The 21,266-nt window shown below is 75.7% G+C and carries 17 protein-coding genes and 1 pseudogene; 9 read left to right on the top strand and 9 right to left on the bottom strand.

Annotated elements, in window-relative coordinates; translation table 11 throughout:
- Window positions 1–2 precede the first annotated feature (2 nt).
- The 4 genes from ACIG3E_RS32050 to ACIG3E_RS32035 are packed head-to-tail and all read left to right on the top strand — an operon-like array spanning window position 3 to window position 4,052.
- Window positions 3–1,343: an enolase C-terminal domain-like protein gene (locus tag ACIG3E_RS32050; protein ID WP_399623066.1), complete on the top strand. Its 1,341-nt coding sequence runs from the start codon at window positions 3–5 to the stop codon at window positions 1,341–1,343.
- Window positions 1,340–2,098, top strand: coding sequence for an SDR family NAD(P)-dependent oxidoreductase (locus ACIG3E_RS32045; protein ID WP_399623065.1), 759 nt, complete (start codon window positions 1,340–1,342; stop codon window positions 2,096–2,098). The genes ACIG3E_RS32050 and ACIG3E_RS32045 overlap by 4 nt, the downstream gene beginning before the upstream one ends.
- Window positions 2,095–3,105, top strand: coding sequence for an aldo/keto reductase (locus ACIG3E_RS32040; RefSeq protein ID WP_399623064.1), 1,011 nt, complete (start codon window positions 2,095–2,097; stop codon window positions 3,103–3,105). Before ACIG3E_RS32045 ends, ACIG3E_RS32040 begins: the two co-directional genes overlap by 4 nt.
- On the top strand, window positions 3,102–4,052 hold the full coding sequence (locus ACIG3E_RS32035; protein WP_399623063.1) for an amidohydrolase family protein: 951 nt from the start codon (window positions 3,102–3,104) through the stop codon (window positions 4,050–4,052). Before ACIG3E_RS32040 ends, ACIG3E_RS32035 begins: the two co-directional genes overlap by 4 nt.
- Here the strand turns inward: ACIG3E_RS32035 and ACIG3E_RS32030 are convergent.
- The 7 genes from ACIG3E_RS32030 to ACIG3E_RS32000 form a co-directional block, all read right to left on the bottom strand.
- Window positions 4,009–4,245, bottom strand: a complete 237-nt coding sequence (locus ACIG3E_RS32030; protein ID WP_399623062.1) for a hypothetical protein — start codon at window positions 4,243–4,245, stop codon at window positions 4,009–4,011. The genes ACIG3E_RS32035 and ACIG3E_RS32030 overlap by 44 nt on opposite strands.
- Entirely contained in the window at window positions 4,232–4,885 is a 654-nt protein-coding gene (locus ACIG3E_RS32025) for a DUF6338 family protein (RefSeq protein ID WP_399623061.1), read from the bottom strand. Before ACIG3E_RS32025 ends, ACIG3E_RS32030 begins: the two co-directional genes overlap by 14 nt.
- Window positions 4,882–5,985, bottom strand: a complete 1,104-nt coding sequence (locus ACIG3E_RS32020) for a hypothetical protein (protein WP_399623060.1) — start codon at window positions 5,983–5,985, stop codon at window positions 4,882–4,884. The genes ACIG3E_RS32025 and ACIG3E_RS32020 overlap by 4 nt, the downstream gene beginning before the upstream one ends.
- Window positions 5,982–9,347 (bottom strand): CHAT domain-containing protein, encoded by a 3,366-nt coding sequence (locus ACIG3E_RS32015; RefSeq protein WP_399623059.1) that lies wholly within the window; start codon window positions 9,345–9,347, stop codon window positions 5,982–5,984. The genes ACIG3E_RS32020 and ACIG3E_RS32015 overlap by 4 nt, the downstream gene beginning before the upstream one ends.
- Window positions 9,348–9,465: 118 nt before the next feature.
- Window positions 9,466–10,911 (bottom strand): lipase maturation factor family protein, encoded by a 1,446-nt coding sequence (locus ACIG3E_RS32010; RefSeq protein WP_399623058.1) that lies wholly within the window; start codon window positions 10,909–10,911, stop codon window positions 9,466–9,468.
- Between the two features lie 50 nt (window positions 10,912–10,961).
- Window positions 10,962–11,615: a response regulator gene (locus ACIG3E_RS32005; RefSeq protein WP_399623057.1), complete on the bottom strand. Its 654-nt coding sequence runs from the start codon at window positions 11,613–11,615 to the stop codon at window positions 10,962–10,964.
- Window positions 11,612–12,823: a sensor histidine kinase gene (locus tag ACIG3E_RS32000; protein ID WP_399623056.1), complete on the bottom strand. Its 1,212-nt coding sequence runs from the start codon at window positions 12,821–12,823 to the stop codon at window positions 11,612–11,614. Before ACIG3E_RS32000 ends, ACIG3E_RS32005 begins: the two co-directional genes overlap by 4 nt.
- A 135-nt stretch (window positions 12,824–12,958) precedes the next feature.
- Here ACIG3E_RS32000 and ACIG3E_RS31995 point away from each other — a divergent pair.
- From ACIG3E_RS31995 to ACIG3E_RS31975, 5 genes and pseudogenes are all read left to right on the top strand, one after another.
- A pseudogene (locus ACIG3E_RS31995) lies at window positions 12,959–13,858 on the top strand (ABC transporter ATP-binding protein); the annotation flags it as partial.
- A 290-nt stretch (window positions 13,859–14,148) separates the two neighbouring features.
- Entirely contained in the window at window positions 14,149–15,003 is an 855-nt protein-coding gene (locus ACIG3E_RS31990; RefSeq protein WP_399623055.1) for an ABC transporter permease, read from the top strand.
- Window positions 15,004–15,374: 371 nt separating this feature from the next.
- Window positions 15,375–16,526 carry a DUF6777 domain-containing protein gene (locus tag ACIG3E_RS31985; protein ID WP_399623054.1) on the top strand — a complete coding sequence of 384 codons (1,152 nt, stop codon included), beginning with the start codon at window positions 15,375–15,377 and terminating at the stop codon, window positions 16,524–16,526.
- A 74-nt stretch (window positions 16,527–16,600) separates the two neighbouring features.
- Window positions 16,601–18,709, top strand: coding sequence for a SpoIIE family protein phosphatase (locus ACIG3E_RS31980; protein WP_399623053.1), 2,109 nt, complete (start codon window positions 16,601–16,603; stop codon window positions 18,707–18,709).
- 162 nt (window positions 18,710–18,871) lie between these two features.
- Complete coding sequence (locus ACIG3E_RS31975) at window positions 18,872–19,732, top strand: Fpg/Nei family DNA glycosylase (protein ID WP_399623052.1); 861 nt, start codon at window positions 18,872–18,874, stop codon at window positions 19,730–19,732.
- A gap of 81 nt (window positions 19,733–19,813) precedes the next feature.
- On the opposite strand, the gene ACIG3E_RS31970 is transcribed toward ACIG3E_RS31975, so the two are convergent.
- Window positions 19,814–20,437, bottom strand: coding sequence for a zf-HC2 domain-containing protein (locus ACIG3E_RS31970; RefSeq protein ID WP_399623051.1), 624 nt, complete (start codon window positions 20,435–20,437; stop codon window positions 19,814–19,816).
- Between the two features lie 96 nt (window positions 20,438–20,533).
- On the bottom strand, window positions 20,534–21,049 hold the full coding sequence (locus ACIG3E_RS31965; protein ID WP_242727050.1) for a hypothetical protein: 516 nt from the start codon (window positions 21,047–21,049) through the stop codon (window positions 20,534–20,536).
- Between the last annotated feature and the right edge of the window lie 217 nt (window positions 21,050–21,266).

Here is a 21,266-nt window from a genome sequence, read left to right as displayed (position 1 = left end):
CTGTGTCCCCGACTCCCCGCCGCGTCACGGCGGTCGACACGTACGACATACGGTTCCCCACCTCGCGGGAGCTCGACGGGTCCGACGCGATGAACCCCGACCCCGACTACTCGGCCGCCTACGTCGTCCTGCGCACCGACGCCGAGGACGGCCACGAAGGACACGGCTTCACCTTCACCATCGGGCGCGGCAACGACGTCCAGGTCGCCGCCATCGCCGCGCTGCGCGCCCACGTCGTCGGGCGCCCCCTGGACCCGCTGTGCGCCGACCCGGGCACCCTCCACCGCGACCTGGTCGGGGACAGCCAACTGCGCTGGCTCGGCCCCGAGAAGGGCGTGATGCACATGGCCATCGGCGCCGTCGTCAACGCCGTCTGGGACCTGGCCGCCAAGCGCGCCGCCCAGCCGCTGTGGAAGCTGCTCGCCGACGCGGACCCGGCCTGGCTCGTCTCCCAGGTCGACTTCCGCTACATCGCCGACGCGCTCACGCCCGAGGACGCCCTGGCGCTGCTGCGCGCGGGCCGCGGCGGCGCGCGGCGGCGCGAGGCCCGGCTGCGCGAGCACGGCTACCCCGGCTACACCACCTCGCCCGGCTGGCTCGGCTACAGCGACGAGAAGCTCACCCGGCTCGCCCGCCAGGCCGTCGCCGACGGCTTCACCCAGATCAAGCTCAAGGTCGGCGCCGACCTCGCCGACGACGTCCGCCGCTGCCGCGCCGCCCGCGCCGCCATCGGCCCCGGCGTCCGCCTCGCCATCGACGCCAACCAGCGCTGGAACCGCGACGAGGCGGTGCGCTGGACCCGGGCCCTCGCCGAGTTCGACCCGTACTGGGTGGAGGAGCCCACCAGCCCCGACGACGTTCTCGCGCACGCCGCGATCCGCGACGCCGTCGCCCCCGTGAAGGTGGCCACCGGCGAACACGTGCAGAACCGCATCGTGTTCAAGCAGCTGCTCCAGGCGGGCGCCGTCGACGTCCTCCAGATCGACGCGGCCCGCGTCGGCGGCGTCAACGAGAACCTCGCCATCCTGCTGCTCGCCGCCCGCTTCGGCGTGCCGGTGTGCCCGCACGCGGGCGGCGTCGGCCTGTGCGAACTCGTCCAGCACCTGTCGATGTTCGACTACGTGGCCCTGTCCGGCACCACGCAGGACCGCGTCATCGAGTACGTCGACCACCTCCACGAGCACTTCACCGACCCGGTCGAGGTACGCGCCGGGCACTACGCCGCGCCCACCGCCCCCGGCTTCTCGGCGACGATGCGCGCCGAGTCCATCGCCCGCTTCACCTACCCCGACGGGGCGTTCTGGGCCGCCGACCGCGCCCGCCGGAAGGGAGCAGCCGCATGACGGACTTCGAGGGAATGCGCGCCCTGGTCACCGGGGGCGCCTCCGGCATCGGCCGGGCCACCGCCGACCTCCTCGCCGCGCGCGGCGCCCGCGTCGCCGTGCTCGACCGGGACCCCGGCGGCGTGCCCGAGCCGCTGCGCGCGTACACCGCCGACGTCACCGACGACACGGCGGTACGGGCCGCGGTCGCGGCGGCCGCCGCCGACCTCGGCGGCCTGGACGTCCTCGTCAACAACGCGGGCATCGGCGCGCAGGGCACCGTGGCCGACCACGACGACGCGCGGTGGCACGCCGTCCTCGACGTCAACGTCGTCGGCCTGGTCCGCGTGACCCGCGCCGCCCTGCCGCACCTGCGCCGCTCCGCGCACGCGGCGATCGTCAACACCTGCTCCATCGCCGCGACCGCGGGACTGCCGCAGCGCGCCCTGTACTCGGCGTCCAAGGGCGCCGTGCTCTCCCTCACGCTCGCCATGGCCGCCGACCACGTCCGCGAGGGCATCCGGGTGAACTGCGTCAACCCCGGCACCGTGGACACCCCGTGGGTCGCCCGGCTGCTCGACGCCGCCCCCGACCCGGCCGCCGAGCGCGCCGCCCTGGCCGCGCGCCAGCCCACCGGCCGCCTGGTGCGCGCCGAGGAAGTAGCGGCGGCCATCGCCTACCTGGCGAGCCCCCTGTCCGGCGCCACCACCGGCACGGCGCTCGCCGTCGACGGGGGGATGCAGGGCCTGCGGCTCAGGCCGGTGACCCCCCGGTGAACGGCATACGCACCCGGCGCCTGGGCCGCGGCCCGGTCGCTGTCGGCGAGCTGTCCCTCGGCGGCGCGGGCCTCGGCAACCTCTACGCCCCGGTCGCCGACGAGACCGCGGCCCGCGCCCTGGAGGCGGCCTGGGACGCGGGCCTGCGCTCCTTCGACACGGCCCCGCACTACGGCCTCGGCCTGTCCGAACGGCGGCTCGGCGCGGCCCTGCGCGGCCGCCCCCGGGACGCGTACACGCTCTCCACCAAGGTGGGGCGGCTCCTGGAGCCGGTCACCGGGCCCGTCCGCGGCGACGACCTGGCCGACGGCGGCTTCGCCGTGCCCGCCACGCACCGCCGCCGCTGGGACTTCAGCGCGGACGGGGTGCGCCGCTCCCTGGAGTCGAGCCTGACCCGGCTCGGCCTCGACCGCGTGGACGTCGTCTACCTCCACGACCCCGACGACCACGGCGAGCAGGCCTTCTGCGAGGGCTATCCGGCCCTGGAGCGGCTGCGCGCCGAAGGCGTCGTCGGCGCGATCGGCGCGGGCATGAACCAGGCCGGGATGCTCACGCGCTTCGTCCGCGACACGGACGTCGACGCCGTGCTGTGCGCGGGCCGCTACACCCTCCTCGACCACACGGCGCTGCCCGCGCTGCTGCCCGCCGCGCACGCGCGCGGCGTGTCCGTCGTCATCGGCGGCGTCTTCAACTCCGGCCTCCTGGCTGACCCCCGGGACGGGGCCCGCTTCGACTACGCGCAGGCGCCGCCCGCGCTGCTCGACCGCGCCCGGCGGCTGCGGCGGGTCGCCGCCCGGCACGGCGTCGGGCTGCGCGCCGCGGCGCTGGCCTTCCCGTTCGGGCACCCGGCCGTGACGAGCGTGCTCGTCGGCGTCCACGACCCGGACCAGGTCCGCGACGCCGTGGCGCAGTTCGCCGTGGACGTGCCCGCCGCCTTCTGGGCCCAGGCACGGGCCGAGGGCCTGCTGCCGCCGCACGTGCCCGTACCGGGGGAGGAGGTGCCGTGACGAGCCGGACCGAAGGGCCAACCACCGCTCCGCAGGCGGTCGTTGACGCCCATCACCACGTGTGGGACCTCGCCGTGCGCGACCAGGACTGGATCACCGGGCCCGCCCTTGCCCCGCTGCGGCGTGACTTCACGCTCGCCGACCTCGCGCCGCACGCCCGCGCGCACGGCGTCACCGCCACCGTCCTCGTGCAGACCGTCACCGTGCCCGAGGAGACCCCGGAGCTCCTGGCCCTCGCGGCGGACAGCGACCTGGTCGCCGGGGTGGTCGGCTGGACCGACCTCACCAGCCCCGGCGTCGCCGACACCCTCGCCGCGCTCCGCGAACTCCCCGGCGGACGCCACCTGGTGGGCATCCGCCACCAGGTGCAGAGCGAACCCGACCCCCAGTGGCTGCTGCGCGCGGACACGCTGCGCGGCCTCGCCGCCGTGGCGGACGCGGGGCTCGCGTACGACCTCGTGGTGCGCCCGGACCAGCTGCCGGGGTGTGCCGAGGCGGCCGCGCGCCTGCCCCACCTCACCTTCGTCCTCGACCACCTGGGCAAACCGCCCGTGGCCTCGGGCGCCCTCGAACCCTGGGCGTCGTGGCTGCGCGCCCTCGCGGCCGGGCCGAACACCGTGTGCAAGCTGTCCGGCCTGGTGACCGAGGCCGACTGGACGGCCTGGACCGTGGCCGACCTCAGGCCCTACGCGGACACCGCCCTGGAGGCCTTCGGGCCCGGGCGCCTGATGTTCGGCTCGGACTGGCCGGTGTGCGGGCTCGCCGCCTCGTACGGCCACGTCGTCGCCGCTGCCCGGGCGGTGACGGCGGACCTGAGCGCCGCCGAGCGCGCGCGGGTGTTCGCGGGCACGGCCCGGCGCGTGTACGGCCTGCCGGAGCCGGGCCGGGATCACACGGGAGGCCTCAACTCTCCGGGTCCTGCGGCTCCGCCGGGACCGCCGGGGTGACCCCGGCCGGGCCCTCGGGCGGCAGGGCTTCCTCCTCGGGGCAGTCCTCGGCCTTGGGGCGGTGACAGCCGCGCGGCGGCCCCGCCCAGACCCCCAGGTCGTCGAGTTCGTCGGGGCCCTCCAGGCCGTCGGGTGCGTCCGGCTCGGCGGACGCGCCGTCCGCGTCGCGGGAGGGAACGTCAGGACGGGGCATCGCTGTCTCCTCGGGTCCGGCGCCGTGGTTCGTAGATCTCCACGAGGTCCAGGTCACTCGCTCGTACGTACACGCCGCCGGTGCCGGGCAGCCGCGGCCCGAACGCGCCGTCGGCCTCCATGCGGTACTGGGATTCCAGGAAGAGGTCGCCGGGCTGGGGGTAGGCGGAGGCGCGCGAGCGCGTGCCGTACCAGCCTCCCGCCCAGCCGCCGCCCTTGAGCCGCACCCGGACGAAACACGCCCCCCGGTCCTGGAACAGGGCGTCCCACGCCGTGGGGGTGCGCTCGTGCAGGGCCGCGCGCCGCCGCCGCGTCCAGCGGGCCTCCCCCCAGGCGAGCAGGGCGGGCACGGCGACGGCGAGCAGCAGCAGACACAGGCCGAACGCGCGCGGACGGTCCGCCACACCGGCGAGGGCCGTCCTCCCGCCGCCCCGCAGCAGCCGGACGAGCTGCGGCCCGGCGGCCATCAGGTACACCGTGTCGAGCAGCACGCTCACGCCGAGGGCGCGCAGGATCCGGTTGCCGCTCTCCTGCTCGGCCTCCCGGATGCCGAGGAACCCCTCCCTCGCGAAGAGGTACGTGGTCCCGGGCAGCACGAGGAGCACCACGATCGCCAGCTGCTGGGCCGTGCCCGGGGTCATTCACGCGCCTTCCGCCGTGTCCGGCGGCCGCGCCTGCCGCCCCCGCCACCGGACGTGCCGCCCTGTCGGGCCTCCCAGGCCACACCTTGCGCGAGTTTCCGCAGCTCGTCCAGGTCGCCGAGGTGCGCGTGCAGCGTCACCCACTCGCCCTGCGCGCGGCCGACCCCCGTCAGCTCCTGCCGGGCTCTGCCGAGCAGTTCGGCCGCGGCCGCCTCGTCGTCGCGGGCCCGGGCGAGGCGGGCGAGCACCAGCAGGAGGAAGGCGGCGAGCATGCGCTGCGGCTCCCGAGTGCGCCGCTCCAGGAGGAGCAGCGCGCGTGAGAAGCAGGTCGCCGCGCGGTCGAGCCGGTCACGGCACAGGCTCTCAAGACCGTCGACGACGAGGGCGCACACCTGGGACAGCACGCCGGGGCCGAGGGCCGGTGCGCCCGGCAGACCGGCGAGCGAGCCGTCCGCCTCCTGAAGGAGCCGCACGGCCTCGCGCCGTGTCGCCCGTGCCCCGCCCATCGACTCGGTGAGCACCAGGACGTGGTCCAGTACGCCGACGGCGTCCGCCGCGCGCCCCCGGGCGAGGAGGGCCGCGCCGAGCAGCAGGCAGGCGCGTGCCGTCTGCGGGCGCAGGCCCGCCGCGGCGAAGACGGAGCGGCAGTCCTGGAGGAAGGCCAGCTCGCGCTCGCCCGTGGGCTGCCCGGACTCCAGGGCGAGCAGGGCGTTGCTCCCGGCCTTGACCAGCGTCTCGCGCGCGTCGGCCCGGCGGTAGTGCGTCCAGCTCTCCAGGTACGAGGCGAGCCCTCGCGCGAGGTCGCCGGACCTGCTGAGGGCCACGCCCAGGTTGAGGCGCACATGGCCGAGGAGGGCGTCGTCGGCCGCGGCGTGCTCGGTGGCGATCCGCAGGGCCCGCTCTCCGGTGCTGATCGCCTCGTCGTAGCGCTCCTCGTCCGCGTAGGCCAGACAGAGGCAGCCGAGCAGATAGCCCAGGGTGTCGGGGGCGGTGGTGCGCCGGAACTGGGGCAGCTCGACGAGCTGGAGGTGCGCGATCCGCGCGTACGCGGGCATCCGCTCGAGCTCCGCGAAGTCCCGGGCGGGCGGGGGCGGCTTCACGTGCCCACCAGCGCGAAGGGCGCCCACAAGTAGGGGTGCGCGAAGGGCTGTTCGGGCACGCCGTCGCACGTCAGGCGGCGCCGGACCCCGTCGGGAAGCCAGTCCAGGGCGAGCAGCGCGGACAGGGGCGCGGACCGCAGCCACAGCTGGGCCGCCCGCAGGGCCCGCGCGGGCGTGGGCGGCGGCGCCGTGCCGGGGCCCGGCTCGGCGTCGAGCCCGAGGAGCCGCCGGTAGCAGGCGAGCATCAACAGGACGGCCGCGCTGTCGCGGGCCTCCCACTGCGTGCAGACGACCCCGGCTCCGCCCGCGAGCATGATGCCCGTGGGCAGGCCGATCGCCTCGTCCGGCAGCCGGGCGTCGACCAGCCCCGTCTCGCAGGCGGACAGCGTCACGAGCCGGGCGCGCTCCAGCGGCCGGGGCCGGGCGTCCAGCAGATCGGCCAGGGTGACGCGGCCGCCGTCCAGGTCGAGCCCGGAGGCCAGCGGATCGCCGGGGTCGTAGGCGCCGTGGCAGGCCAGGTGCACATGGGTGGCGCGGGCCAGGCCGGTCAGCAGGTCCCGGGTCACGTGGTGGCCCTCGCCGACGGCGGCGAAGAGGCGGGTGAGCGCCGCCGCCTCCTGCGCGGCCAGGAGGCCGCTGTCCGCGCCGGAGTCGGACGCCGCGACGAGGACCGGGACGGACGGCGCGGCCCCGGCCCGCCGCCGGGCCGCGCGCAGCAGCCGCACCGACGGGGCGTAGGCCACCCAGTGCGTGGCGAGCAGCGGTTCGCCGGTCGCGGGCAGCGTCGCGGCGTGCAGCGGAAGGTGGGCCAGGGGCCCGCAGGCCACCACGGTCGCACCCGCCGAGGGGCCGAGGGCGGCGGCGAGCGGCGCGACCAGACGGCTGCCGAGCCGGGCCAGCAGGGGCCGCAGCCCACGCCCGTCGGCGCGCGCGGCCCGGGCGACCCCTTGGGCCAGCCCGGTGGCCTCCTCGGTGGTGAGCGGTGACCACGCGGCGTCGAGGCCGGGCCCGGCGTCGCTCCCGTGCCGGACGACCAGCGACACGCTCCCGGCCGGGGCGCAGGCGACGTAGCACAGCGGCTCCCCGGGGCGGGCCGCGGCGTGGACGTCGGCCCACGTCGTGTGCCGGAGGAAGGTCTCCATGCCCGGCAGTTCCTGGATCCGCGCGACGGCGGCCGCCAGCGCGGCCCGGGCCTCCCCGAGGAGCTCGCCGACCTCGTACTCGGCGGCCTCGACCCGCCGTCCGTCGCCCGCGGCGGAACGCGGCCTGCCCAGCTCGCGGTTGCGCGATTCGAGGGCTTGGACGGCCTCGGCGGCCCGTACGTACGCGGCGTGCGCCTCCGGGTCCGTCCCGGACACCTCCTTGAGCTGGGCCCGGTCCGGTGACAGCGCCAGATGGAAGGTGCGCGTGCGGCCCCGCTCCAGGCACAGCACCGCGTCCTGGAGCCGCCCCGCACGGGCGAGCGCGTACCCGGCCCGCTGGTGCAGATCGCCCGCCGACCGGAGGTGCCGCTCCCGCGACGCGCTCACCAGGCAGGACCGGAACAGCTCGTCGTCGGCCGCCACGGCCTGCCCGTACGCGGTGCTCGCCCGGGGCCAGTCGGCCCGCTCGGCGAGGGCGTTCCCGAGGCCCGTCGCCACCTCGCGCAGCACCTCGGGGCGGTCGTGCGCCCGGTCCACGGCCGCCTCCAGGGCCGCCAGTTCGAGGGCCCGCAGCTCGGTCTCCCGGGCCGGGTCGAGGGCCCGGCAGCGCCGGGCGGCGTCCGCCACCTGGCCGTGCGCGAGGGCGAGTTCCACCCGGGTCGGCAGACCCTCGTAGGCGTCGACGGCCTCCCGCACATGGCGCAGGCCCTGCCGGGCCGTGGTCACCGGATCGTCGGCCGCGCCCCGCTGCGCCTGCCGGAGCAGGGCGAAGCCGAGCTTGATCGTGGAGCGGGCCCACAGCTGTGGCGTGGTGTCCTGGGGGCGGTCCGCGAGGGCGGCCCGGTGCAGCCGCACCTCCTCGTCGTACTCGCCGAGGGCGTGGGCGATGAGGGCGAGCTTGTCGCGCGTGCTGGACGCCTCGGTGCGGTCCCCGACGCGTTCGTAGATCCGCAGCGCGCGCAGCGCGTGCTCGCGGGCCCGGAGGTGGTTGTCCCGTCGGTCCCCGCGGGTCCGCTTGCACAGCGAGACCGCGAGCCTGGCCTGGGTGTTGGCCCACTGCTCGGGGTCGGTCTCCTCCGACTCGACCTCGTTGAGCCGTTCGTAGAGGCGGATCACCTGCTCCTGGTTCACGGCCGGGTCGCCCTGCTGTCGTACGTTGTACGCCCCCGCGAGGAGGCTCTGGGCGTCGCACCACAGGTACTTGTCTGCGGTGGGGTCGAGCCGTTCGACGACCGGCCTCAGGAGGCCGATGGCCTCCTCGATCTCCTCGGGGCCCGACTGGGTGCCCCGCTCGATGAGCACGATCGCCAGTTCGGTGCGGGCCCGCGCCCACGTCTCCGCGGACGTCTCCGGCGTCACCGCCTCCAGGGCCGTGCGCAGATGGCGCATCGCGTACTCCTGGTTGGCGCGGAAGTCGCCGATGGCCCGTCGGCCATAAGCGCGCCCCACTTCGAGGTGGGCGACGGCCCGGGCCGTGGCGTCCTCGTCGGCGGTGAGGGCGCGGGCCGCGCGGAGCAGCAGACCGATGCCGCGTTCGACGTCGATCATGTCGCCGTCGCGGTGCATGGCGCACAGGGCCTGGCCCAGGCACATCCGGAGGGTGGCCCGCAGGCCGGGGTGGGCGTCGCCGTCGCCGAGCAGGTCAAGGCCCTGCTCGGCCAGGCGCACGAGCTCGTCGACGAGCGGCCCGTGGGTGACGGACCGGCCGAGGCCGGGCGGCCACCTCGCGGCGATCCGCTCGAGGATCTCAAGCACTCGCGCCGGTGGCGGCCCGTCCCCGGACTTGGCGAGGAACGAGCCCGACTCCTCGGCCGGGAGGTCGTCCGACACGTAGGAGCGCAGGAAGACGGACGCCGCCTCGAAGGGCAGGCAGACGCTGCCGAACTCCTCCGCCTCCTCGGCGCTGACCGGGCCGAGCCGGTCCAGGAGGGCGTCCACATAGGTCTTCCGGTTCGCCTCGTCGGCCCTGGCCGAGGAGTTGGGCGGACAGAAGAAGAACAGCTGCGGCACGGAACGGCTGCCGTACACGAGCAGCGGAACGCCGCGGCGGGTCCTTCTCGCGCAGGCCGGGCACGTGACCGCCGGGACCTCTCCGGCGATGACCTGCTCGACCAGATCCGGCCGCGCGTCGGCGTCGACGGCCATGTACGTCTCGTCGTCCGCCGACGCGCCGCAGTCCTCGCAGTTCCAGCGGAACCGCAGGACGGACGAATAGTCCATCGTTCCCCCCCAGAGCGCCCGCCCCACCCCCTGGCACGAGCCCGTCCCCTGGGGAGGAACGGTAGGGCCGGGCGCCGAGCGTGTCCAAGACATGCGACAGAACGGGCATGCCGGAGTACTATCCGCGCTCCCGGCCCCGGACCGTGTCGAGCCGGGTCGGCGGCAGGAACTCCCGTACGTACGTGCGCTGCCAGCACGCGCCCGTCGCGCGCAGCTCGCGCCAGGTGGTGTAGCGGTAGCGGTAGAGCCGCGCCCGCACGTACCGCGGCGGCCGGTCGGGGAAGGGGCAGCGACGCAGCAGCCGCAGGGTGTCGCGGTCGCCCTCCAGGAGCCGCTCCACCAGCGGCCCGAACCAGGAGCGCGCGTACGCGGGGGAGAGCCCGGCGAACCACATCAGCCAGTCGAGCCGCAGGTGGTAGGGGGCGAACTGGCGCGGCCAGCGGCGCGGGTCGCCCGGCTTGCCCTTGAACGCGTACTCCCGCCATGCGGAGTCGTGCCGGGGCACCTCGTCCGCCGTGCCCTCGACGACCACTTCCTGGCGCACCCGGCTGACGCTGCCGAACGCGCCGTAGGCGTTGACCAGGTGCAGCGGGTCGAAGGAGGTGTTCATGACCTGCCGCCGCGACAGCATGTTGCGCGCCGGGCGGTGGCTCAGGGCGAGCAGCGCGAGAGCGACGGCGATGACGAGGACCTCGTACCAGAGCGGGGGAGCGGCGAGGTGCGTGGGCGGGTCCGCCGCGTCGCCGAGGAAGAGGCGGAAGCCGACGGCGGACAGGGCGAGCGCGATCGTCAGCCAGTTCAGCCAGGAGAAGTTGCCGGAGAGCACCAGCCACAGCTGGGTGACGGCCATCAGACAGGCCGCGCCCGTCGCCACCGGCTGCGGGGTGAACAGGAGGAAGGGGACGACGAGTTGGGTGACGTGGTTGGCCGCGGCCTCCGCGCGGTGCAGCGGGCGCGGCAGCTGGTGGAAGAACCAGCTCAGCGGCCCCGGCATCGGCTGGGTCTCGTGGTGGAAGTACAGACAGGTGAGCCTGCGCCAGCAGGCGTCCCCGCGCATCTTGATCAGGCCCGCCCCGAACTCGACGCGGAACAGGACCCAGCGCAGCAGGAACAGGACGAGGACCGGCGGCCCGACGTCGTCCCCCGCCAGGAACACGGCGAGGAAGCCGACTTCGAGGAGCAGCGACTCCCAGCCGAAGGCGTACCAGGTCTGCCCCACGTTCACGACGGACTGGTACAGGACCCACGGCAGCAGCCAGAGCGCCATCGCGGCCCCGAGCGGCAGCCGTCCGTCCACGCCCGCGAGGAGCGCCGCGGAGACCGCGCAGCCCGCCCAGGCGCAGCCCGCGAAGAACCGGTCCGAGTAGTGCAGCTGGAACAGGCTCGGCGCGGCCCGGAACGGCACCCGCGCGACGTACCGGGGCACCGGCAGCATCCCGCGCTCGCCGATGAGGGCGCGGAACTGCAGCGCCGCGCCGAGGAAGGCGACGAGGTAGACCGCGGCGAGCGCCCGCTGGAAGACCAGACGGCTCAGCCAGTACTCGTCCGCCGTGAACCACTCCACCCCACCATTGTGACGCTGAGTGAGCCACCGGTCCCGTCGGCCCCCGCGGCCTAGGGCGTCACGAGCCCCGCCTCGTACGCGATGATCACCAGCTGCACCCGGTCGCGCGCGCCCAGCTTGGCGAGCAGCCGGGTCACGTACGTCTTCGCCGTGGCCACGCTGATGCACAGGCGCTCGGCTATCTCGGTGTTGGACAGGCCGCCGCCGACGAGCGTGAGCACCTCGCGCTCCCGCTCGGTGATGCCGGTGACCTCCCGGGCCGGGGTGGCCGCGGCCCGCGGGCGGACCGCGAACTCCTTGATGAGGCGGCCGGTGACGCTCGGCGCGATCAGGCCGTCCCCGGCCGCGACGACCCGCACCGCGCCCAGGATGTCGTCGAGCGCCATGTCCTTGACCAGGAACCCCGACGCCCCGGCGCGCAGCGCCCCGTACACGTACTCGTCGTCGTCGAACGTCGTCAGGACGACGACCCTGGTGGCGCCCGGGGCCGCGGTGATCCGGCCGGTGGCCTCGATGCCGTCCACGCCGGGCATGCGGATGTCCATCACCACGACGTCGGGCGCGAGGTCCGCGGCGAGCCGGACGGCCTCGGCGCCGTCCCCGGCCTCGCCCACGACATCAAGCCCTTCGGCCTCGGCGATGACCATGCTGAGGGCCGTGCGCACCAGGGGCTGGTCGTCGACGAGCAGGACGCGGACCGTCATCGCGCACCCGCCGGGACCGGAAGGCGCGCCGCGACCCGGAAGCCGCCGCCGGGGCAGGGCCGCGCGGAGAAGTCGCCGTGCAGCAGGCTCACCCGCTCCCGCATGCCGAGCAGCCCGTAGCCGGAGCCCTGGCCGTCCGCGCCGCCGGTGCCCTTGCCCTCGTCCACCACTTCGATCCGCAGCTCCTTGCTGTGCCGCTCCACGGTCACCCGGCAGGACGCGGTGCCCGCGTGCCGCACCACGTTGGTGACCGCCTCCTGGATGATCCGGTACGCCGACACGTCGACCTCCGGCGGCAGCGGCCGGGGCGGCCCCAGCCAGCGCACGTCGACGCGGACCCCGGCGGCCGTCGTCCGGGCGGCGAGCCGGTTGACGTCCGCGAGGCCCGGGCTCGGGTCGAGCGGCGCCGCGTCGGCGGCCCCGCCCGGCTCGGCCCGCCGCAGCGCGCCGAGCATCCGGCGCAGGCCCGACAGCGTGTCGCGGCTCGCGGTCTCCACCGCGCCGAGGGCGTCGCGGGCGAGCTCGGGCCTGGTGTCGATGACGCGCCGGGCGGCACCGGCCTGGAGGGCGACGATGCCGATGGTGTGCGCGACCATGTCGTGCAGTTCGCGCGCGATCCGCAGCCGTTCGGCGGTGACCGCCTGCGCGGCCGCCTGGGCGCGCACCTGCTCGGCGTGCGCGCGGGACTCGTGCGTGGCCCGGCCGAGCAGCCAGGCGATGACGGCGGTGAGCGCGACGGTCAGCTCGGCGGAGGTACCGACGACCCAGCCGCTCAGGAGCCGTACGCCGAGATAGGCGGCGAGCGTGCCGAGCGCCATGGCCAGGGCCACGAGCCCGGTCCCGCGCGGCCGGAACGCGGCGACGAAGTACAGGGCGACGTCGACCGCGAGGAACTGAAGGAGCGGGATCTCGCCCACGCTCAGCGGCATCGCCCCCAGGGCGGAACCGGCGAGCAGCAGCGTCAGGCCCCGCAGCGGTCGGCGTTCGACGCGGGCGCAGCCCCACAGGGTGACGGCGGTGGCGAGCGCGAGGGTCACCAGGCCGTCCCACCGGAAGAGCAGCACGCCCGGCCAGACGGACGGCTGTGACTCGCCGGGAAGGCGGAACCGGAAGAGGAAGGTGAGCGCCGAGCCCGCACACCAGGCGAGCGCCATCCAGGTGGCCGGGGAACGGCGCTTGAGCAGGGGCGGAGCCGATGTCGCGGACATGCCCGGCATCGTAACCAGATGATCGACAACGGGCATCGGACCAGAGGTGTACACCCACGGTCGACACCCGGGCCCCGCCAAGTGTCAGCCCCGGTCCGATGCCGGACGGGCCCCGTCGGCGGCACCGTTGTCCCCATGATCGAAGTCATGGAGCTGACGAAGCGGTACGGCCCCACCACGGCCGTCGACGACCTGACCTTCAGCGTGCGCCCCGGCCGCGTCACCGGGTTCCTCGGGCCGAACGGGGCGGGCAAGTCCACCACCCTGCGGATGATCCTCGGCCTGAACGACCCGACGTCGGGCTCCGTCACCGTCGGCGGCCGCGCCTTCCGCGACCGCCCGCGGGGCCTGCGGCACGTGGGCGCGCTGCTCGACGCGGGGGACGTGCACGGCGGCCGTACCGCCGCCGCGCACCTGGCGGTCCTCGCCCGCTCCAACCGCATTCCGCGCCGCCGCGTGGACGAGGTCCTCTCCGACGTCGGCCTCGCCGGGGCGGCCCGGCGCCGCATCGGCGGCTTCTCGCTCGGCATGAAGCAGCGCGTGGGCATCGCCGCCGCGCTGCTCGGCGACCCGCCGGTGCTGCTGTTCGACGAGCCGCTCAACGGCCTCGACCCGGAGGGCGTGCTGTGGGTGCGCGGCCTGTTCCGGCGCCTGGCCGACGAGGGGCGCACCGTCTTCGTCTCCAGCCATCTGATGTCCGAGATGGAGCACACCGCCGACGACCTCGTCGTCATCGGCCGCGGGCGGCTCATCGCGGCCGAGAGCCTGGAGCGGTTCGCGGCCCGCGGCACCGGGGCGGGCGTGCGGGTGCGCACGCCCCGCGCGGCCGACCTCGCGGCGGTGCTGGCCGCCGAGGGCGCGGCGGTGCGGCGGGACGGTCCGCGCCTGACCGTCACCGGCCTGGACGCGGGCCGGGTCGGCGACCTGGCCTGCCGCCACGGCCTGCCGCTGCACGAACTGGTGGCCCGCCAGGCCTCCTTGGAGGACGCCTTCATGGAACTCACCGCGGCCAGCGCGGAATTCCGCACCGCCGACACCTCACCCGGCCCCGTCGACGCCTCGCCCGGCCCCGGCCACCCCCTGCCCGACCCCGACCCCGACACCGCCTCCGGCAAAGCCTCCGCCCCCACCCGCGAAGCCGCGGCCCGCACCGGCGCCCCGGCTCGCACTGGCGACGCCTTGAGCAGCTCCGGCGCCCCGGTGCCCGGCGCTGGCGCCCTCACCGGCACCGGTGACACCTCGGCCCGCACCGGCGAAGCCCCGCCTGGCACCGGCGAAGCCCCACCCCGTACCGGCGCCCCCCTCGCCCCCACCGGAGAGACCCGATGACCGCGCACCTGACCCTGTCCCGTGACGCCGCCGCCGAGGCGCCCGCCGAGCCCCGTGCCCGCTTCCGTGACCTGCTCGCCGCCGAGTGGCTCAAGCTGTGGTCACTGCGCTCCACCCCGTGGACGTACGCGGTCGTCTTCCTCGCCGTCGTGGGCTTCAACGCCGGTACGGCCTACGACACCTACCGCTACTGGACGGCTCGCGACGCGCGGAGCCGGGCCGACTTCGTCCAGGACGGCATCGCGCTCCAGGAGGCCTTCACCGGCAACGCCGCCACGATCCTCGTGCTCGCGGCCGGAGCCGTCGGCGCCATCACCGTGACCGGTGAGTACGGCACCGGGCTCATCCGCACGACGTTCGCGGCCGTCCCTGCGCGCCGGTCCGTGATGGCGGCCAAGGCGGCCGTCCTCGCCGCGGTCATGACCGTGCTCGGCGCGCTGATCGCGGTGACGTCCTTCGCCACCACCCAGGCGATCCTCTCCGGCCACGGCCTCGGCGTCCCCTTCGGCCACCCCGGCGCCCTGCGCGTCATCACGGCCTCGGCGCTGCTGCTGCCCGTGGGGGCGCTCACGGGCATGGCGATCGGCACGCTGGTGCGGCACATGGGCACGACGATCGTCCTGAGCGTCGTCACGCTCCTCATCCTGCCCGTGGTCTTCACCTCCGACCGGTACTGGTCCGCGCTGGTGTCGCACATGATGCCGCTGGAGGCCTGGCAGCGCCTGACGCAGCCGCGCACCTTCGAGACCCCGTTCCCGTGGTCGACGGGCGGCGCGTGGACGGTGTACGCGGCCTGGACCGCGGCGGCGGTGCTGATCACGGTGGCGGGGGTGCACCGCAGGGACCAGTGACCGGGGCCGGTGCCCTTGAGCGGTGAGCGGGAGCGGCAGCAGGGGGGGGCGGGGCCCGCGGGGCGCCCGCCCCAGCCCGCGCTCCCAGCCCGCGCTCCCCGCCCGGCTCGGGCCCCGCTCAGCCTGGATGCCTGGCCCGCCCCGGGCTCCGCGCCGTCCGGGCACGTGCCGGGCGAGCGGTGGGCCCCGGCCCCGCCGCTCGCCCGCCCTGTCGTGCGGGCCCTGCCCGGAACGCGCGCAGGGGGCCTGTCCGGGGTCCCGCCCCGCGCTGCTGCCCCGCCCCGCCCCCGGGGCCCGCTCCGCTTGCGGGTCGTCCGGGCCCCGTCCAGACAATAGGGGGCAATCTGCCCGGCGACAGGCGGGAGACACCCGTGGGCGCGACGCTCCGCACGTACGCGACGACCTTCGCGACAGCCGTGGTCCTGGCGGCCTCAGGCTGCTCCGGCGGCGACGGCGAGACCACCACCAAGGACACCGCCGAGAGCGGGCGCGAGCTGTTCCTCCAGCCCGTCGCCGCCCAGGGGCCCGACCCCTTCACCGCGTCCACCGCGAGGGCCGCCGCGAGCCCCCCGCCCGTCACCCGTTCGCCGCAGCCCTCGCCCACCGGCTCCGCCTCGCCCACCGACCAGGGCCTGCGCTCCCTCGCGGGCGGCACCCCCGGTCTGTACGGCGGCACGCACCGGCTCGGCAGCTGCGACGTCGGCAGGCAGATCGACTTCCTCACCGCGGACCGGGCCAAGGCCGCCGCCTTCGCCGAGGCGTCGGGCATCGCGCGGACCGGCATCCCCGCGTATCTGCGCGGCCTCACGCCGGTCGTGCTGCGCGCCGACACCCGGATCACCAACCACGGCTACCGCGACGGGCACGCCAACAGCTTCCAGGCCGTGCTCCAGGCGGGCACCGCCGTCCTCGTCGACGACCGGGGCCTGCCCCGGGTGCGCTGCGCCTGCGGCAACCCGCTGAAGCCGCCCGTCGCCTTCCGCCAGGCCCCGCGCCACAGCGGCGAGCCCTGGAGCGGCTACCGGCCCACCCAGGTGATCATCGTGACCCCGGCGCCCCGCCCGATCACCCACATCACGATCATCAACATCGTCAACAACACCTGGATCGAGCGGCGGACCGGCGACGAGGACGGCGGCGACGACCGCCCCGTACCGCCCCCGGACCCGACCCCCACCGGCCCCACGGACCCGACCTCTCCCGACGGGACGACACCGGAGGAGACCTCGCCCGACGCGACCACGCCCGACGAGAGCAGCGAGGAGCCCGACCCCACCGGCTCGGACGGCAGCGTGGAACCCGACGGCACCGACGAAGGCACCACCCCCGGGGAGGACACCACGTCCACGGACTGCCCCACGCCCGGCACCCGCACCCCCGAGGACGCCGTCCCGTCCCCGCTCCCGCCCGGCTGCCCCTCGCCCACCGACCCCCTCCTGGAGCCGGACACCCCCTCGCCGCCCGACGACACCGACGTGGTGCCGCCCGGCCAGGACACCGGCCCCGACGCCTTCGCCGGATGACCCGCGACGACCGCCACCAGCAGGGACGACGCCGTGCACATGCGGCCGTCCCCGCGGGCGCCTAGCGTTGGCCCATGGACGCGGGCACGGGAGGTGTCGAGGCGGCCATGCGGCGCTGCTGCGACGGCTCCGCATCCGCCGCCACCCGCTGTTTCCTCGCCAGGTACGGGCCCGGACTCGGCATGGGCAGCTTCGACTGGGACCTGGACAGCAGGCTCCTGTTCCTGGACGAGGAGGCCCTCGCCCTGTTCGACCTGCGCCCCGAGGAATTCGACAACCGGCCCGAGAGCCTCGGCGGGCGGGTCCCGCCCGTCGAGGCCCACCGCCTCGACAGCCAGGTCTCCCAGGCCATGAAGGACGGCAGCCTCAACTACGGCGCGTACTTCCGCGTCCGCCGCCGCGACGGCACCCTCAGCTGGACCCACACCCAGGGCCACATCCTGCGCGACGCCACCGGCCGCCCGCTGCGCATCGTCGGCATCGTGCGCGACGCCACCCGCGAGCTCAGCGAGCGGACGGCCCACCGCGAACGCGTCGAGGCCGAGGCGGACCGGCGCCGCCGTACGAGCATCGTGCGGAACACCACGGCGGCCCTCGCCCACGCCCGGACCGTCGCCGACGTCATCGACGTCCTCAAGGACCGGCACGGCCTGGCCAACCTCGGCGCGTCGAACATCGTCATGGGCCTCGTCGAGTCCGGGCGGATCCGCCTCGTCGCCGAGGGCCCGTCCGGCAGTTACGTGCCCGGCACGCGCGTCACCCGGGTCGACGAGCCGTACCCGATGAGCGAGACCGTGCGCACGCTCTCCCCGCGCTTCATCGAGTCGCCCGCCGACTTCGCGTCCTCGTACCCGATCCTGTGGCCGCACATCGAGCACCTGGGCATCACGGCCGCCGCCTATCTGCCGCTGATCGCGCAGGCCCGGCCCATCGGCGCGCTCGGCCTGCTCTACCAGGACAGGACCGGCTTCACCGACGAGGAGCGCAACGTCATCGTGGCGCTCGGCAGCAGCATCGCGCAGAGCCTGCAACGAGCCATGTTCTACGAACAGGAGAAGGACCTCGCGCAGGGCCTCCAGCAGGCCATGCTGCCGCGCACCATCCCCGGCGTGCCCGGCGCCGACATCGCCGTGCGCTATCGCAGCGCGGCGCTCGGCCGCGACGTCGGCGGCGACTGGTACGACGTCATCCCGCTGCCCGGCGGCCGCGTCGGCGCCGTCATCGGAGACGTCCAGGGCCACGACACGCACGCCGCCGCCGTCATGGGCCAACTGCGCATCGTGCTGCGCGCGTACGCCGCCGAGGGCCACACCCCGGCCACCGTCGTGGCCCGCGCCTCCGGCTTCCTGCACGAGCTGGACACCGACCGCTTCGCCACCTGTCTGTACGTCGAGGCCGACCTGTCCACCGGCGTGGTCCAGCTGGTGCGCGCCGGGCACATCGACCCGCTGCTCCAGCTCACCGACGGCACCTGCCGCCGGGTGCCCGTCGACGGCGGCCTGCCGCTCGGCCTCTCCGCCGAGTTCGGGCGGCTCGACTACCCCGTCACGACCCTCGAACTCGACCCGGGCCAGACCCTGTTGCTCTACACCGACGGCCTCGTCGAGGAGCCCGGCGCCGACCTCGACGACGGCACCCGGGCCCTGGCCGAGCTCGTCAGCACCGGCCCGCGCGACCTGGAGCGCCTAGCCGACCTGCTGTGCGGCAGCGTCGACGACGGCCGGGGCGACGACGACACGGCCCTGCTCCTGCTGCGCCGCGTCGCGGTGGACGCGCCGCGCTCCGGCGGACGGCTCCAGCAGCACGTCGCGCCCGGCGACCCCGAAGGCCTCGCCGAGGCCCGGCACATGATCCGCGCGGCCGTCCGCGCCTGGGGCGCGCGGGGCCGGGCCGACGAGATCGAACTCGCCGCCGACGAGCTGATCACCAACGCTCTGATGCACACCGACGGGCCCGCCGTCGTCACCCTGCGCGTCGTCAGCGGCGCCGACCGGCGCCTGCGCGTCGACGTCGAGGACTCCTCCAGCGCCCTGCCGCGCCTGCGCGAGGCCTCCGACGACGGCGTCTCCGGGCGCGGCCTGCTGCTCGTGGACCGGCTCGCGGACGTGTGGGGCGTGGACTCGCGGGGGAGCGGCAAGTGCGTGTGGTGCGAGTTCGTCGTCCCGGCGCGAGGCGCGGCCTGACCGCCCATCGAGACACGCCGCGGATGCGCAACCCCGACAAGCCGCACCGCGCCGGGACGGTGCGCCCTCGCCGGGGGAGAGCGGGACCGGCCCGCGGATGCGGCGCGCGCCCCCCGGCGTGAGGATGCCGGGAGGGGCCCGCGGCGTGACGAGAGGTGAGCGATGCCGGAACTGCCGGAGGTCGAGGCGCTGCGGGAGTTCCTCGGCGGCGAGCTGACCGGCCACGAGATCGTCCGCGTGCTGCCCGTCGCGGTGAGCGTCCTGAAGACGTACGACCCCCCGGTGACGGCGCTCGAGGGCCGGACCGTCACCGGGGTGGCCCGCCACGGCAAGTTCCTGGCCGTCGACGCGGACGGGCTGTGGCTCGTCACGCACCTGGCGCGGGCGGGCTGGCTGCGCTGGCAGGACCCGCTGCCGAGCGGCGCGCCCCGGCCGGGCAGGGGCCCGCTCGCGCTGCGCGTGGCCCTGGAGACCGGCGCGGGCTTCGACCTCACGGAAGCGGGGACGCAGAAGCGCCTCGCGGTGTACGTGACGGACGCGCCCACCGCCCTCCCCGGCATCGCCCGCCTGGGCCCCGACCCGCTGGCCGCCGACTTCACCGAGGACCGCCTCGCGCACCTCCTGGCCTCCGAGCGGCGGCAGCTCAAGGGCGCGCTGCGCGACCAGAGCCTGATCGCGGGCATCGGCAACGCCTACAGCGACGAGATCCTGCACGCGGCCCGCATGTCCCCCTTCAAACACGCGGACCGGCTCACCGCCGAGGAGACGAGCCGCCTGTACGCCGCCCTGCGCGCCACCCTCACCGAGGCCGTGGCGCGCGCCCACGGTCTGGCCGCCGCCCGGCTGAAGGCGGAGAAGAAGTCGGGCCTTCGCGTGCACGGCCGGACCGGCGAGCCGTGCCCGGTCTGCGGCGACACCATCCGCGAGGTGTCCTTCGCGGACTCGTCCCTCCAGTACTGCCCGACGTGCCAGACGGGCGGCAAGCCCCTGGCCGACCGCCGCACCTCGCGGTTCCTGAAGTAGCCCGCGCGCGGCGGCCCGCGCCCGGCGCGGCGCAGGGGGCGGAGAGGCAACCCCGGTCCCCTGTGCCGGGGTTGCCCCACGTCAGTGGGGGCGCAGGGTGAGCAGCCTGGCGCCGTCCGCGGCCCGTACCTCGAAGTGCTCGATGCGGTCGGGGCCGAGCCCCGCACCGCCGTGGGTCGTCAGGGCCCGCCCCGGGCCCCGCCACGTCGTCACGGTCTCCTCGGCGCCGTCGCGCCCGACGGCGACGAGCGCGCAGACGCGCCGCTCCGCCGTGTCCCGCACCCGCAGGTCGACCGCGGTGCCCCCGGCGGCGGCGCGCGCGGTGAGCACGGCGGTCAGCTCGCCGCGCGCGTCGGTGGCCGCGGCGCGCAGCGGAGCGGGGCCGTCCGCGGTGAGCACGGCCGCCGCGGGCACGGCGACGGCGAGCGCGAGACCGGCCGCGAGGGCCCCGAGCCACCGCCTGCGCCGGACCCGGCGGCAGCGTGCGGCCTCACCGACGAGGCGGTCGAGCAGCAGCGGGCCGGGCACGGGCGGCAGCACGCGGCCGTGGGCGCGCAGCAGCCGGGCGGGCAGGGCGATGTCGTCGACGCCTGCCCGGCAGCGCGGGCAGTCCTCGAGGTGGTCCTCGAAGCGGAAGGCGTCCGCGGGGTCGAGGACGCCGAGCGCGTAGGCTCCGGCGTCGCGGTGCCGCTCCAGGGACCTCATGGCGTTCCTTGTCGGTGGGGGTGCTCCGTGCTGCCCTTGGGTACGGAATCGGCCACCGCATCGCTCAACGCACCCGCCGGTCCCCGCGGCGGGCGGTCAGAACAGCTGGATCGCCAGGTGGCCGAGCGGCAGGCCCAGCTGCCACGCCGGGGTCCACACCTTCGGCACGTCGTCCTCGCCGGGCCCGGGGCCGCCGCCGGGTACCGCGTCCAGGTCCGGCGCGAGGAGTTCGGTCTCCTCCAGCCAGCGCCACGCGGCCTCGGCGAGCACGAGGTCGGGCGCGGGCCCGCGCGCGGCCATCGCGTCGGCGGTGACCCCGTCCATGCGCTCGCGCACCCACTCCTGCCACGCCGTGTCGTGGGCCGTCAGGGACAGCCAGGTCTCCAGCTGCGAGACCACGCGGATGCCGGACAGCTCGCCGCGCGTGTCCGACAGGAAGATGGTGAGCGCGAGCGCGTCGCGCCCCGCCCGGTACTCGAACGACGTGGGCGGCATCAGGTCGCCCGTGCGCAGCAGTTCGTCCGCGATGTACTCGGCGTACAGCCACGCCATCGGCACCGTCAGCTCGTCTCCGCTGGGGCCTCCGGTGCCGCCCGTGCTCTCGTGCAGCATCACGCTCCGCCTTCCTAGCTTTCGAGGCTCCGTGTGTGCGTCACCGGCTGCTGGCCCCCCAACCCGGAACACGGATGAGCCAAGACGATTACCCAACGGGGGTGCTGAGCAAGGCGCTTTACTGAGCCTTGACCATGCGTGCGGTTTCGTCGCAGGTAGGCAGCTCTGTGTTTTTCCCCTCAGATCACTCTGTGGTGAGGTCCGTTTCAGTGATATG

Origin of the sequence: Streptomyces sp. NPDC053474 (assembly GCF_044544845.1) — a bacterium.
Classification (GTDB): Bacteria; Actinomycetota; Actinomycetes; order Streptomycetales; family Streptomycetaceae; genus Streptomyces.
This window is presented reverse-complemented; position numbering and strand designations above follow the sequence as displayed.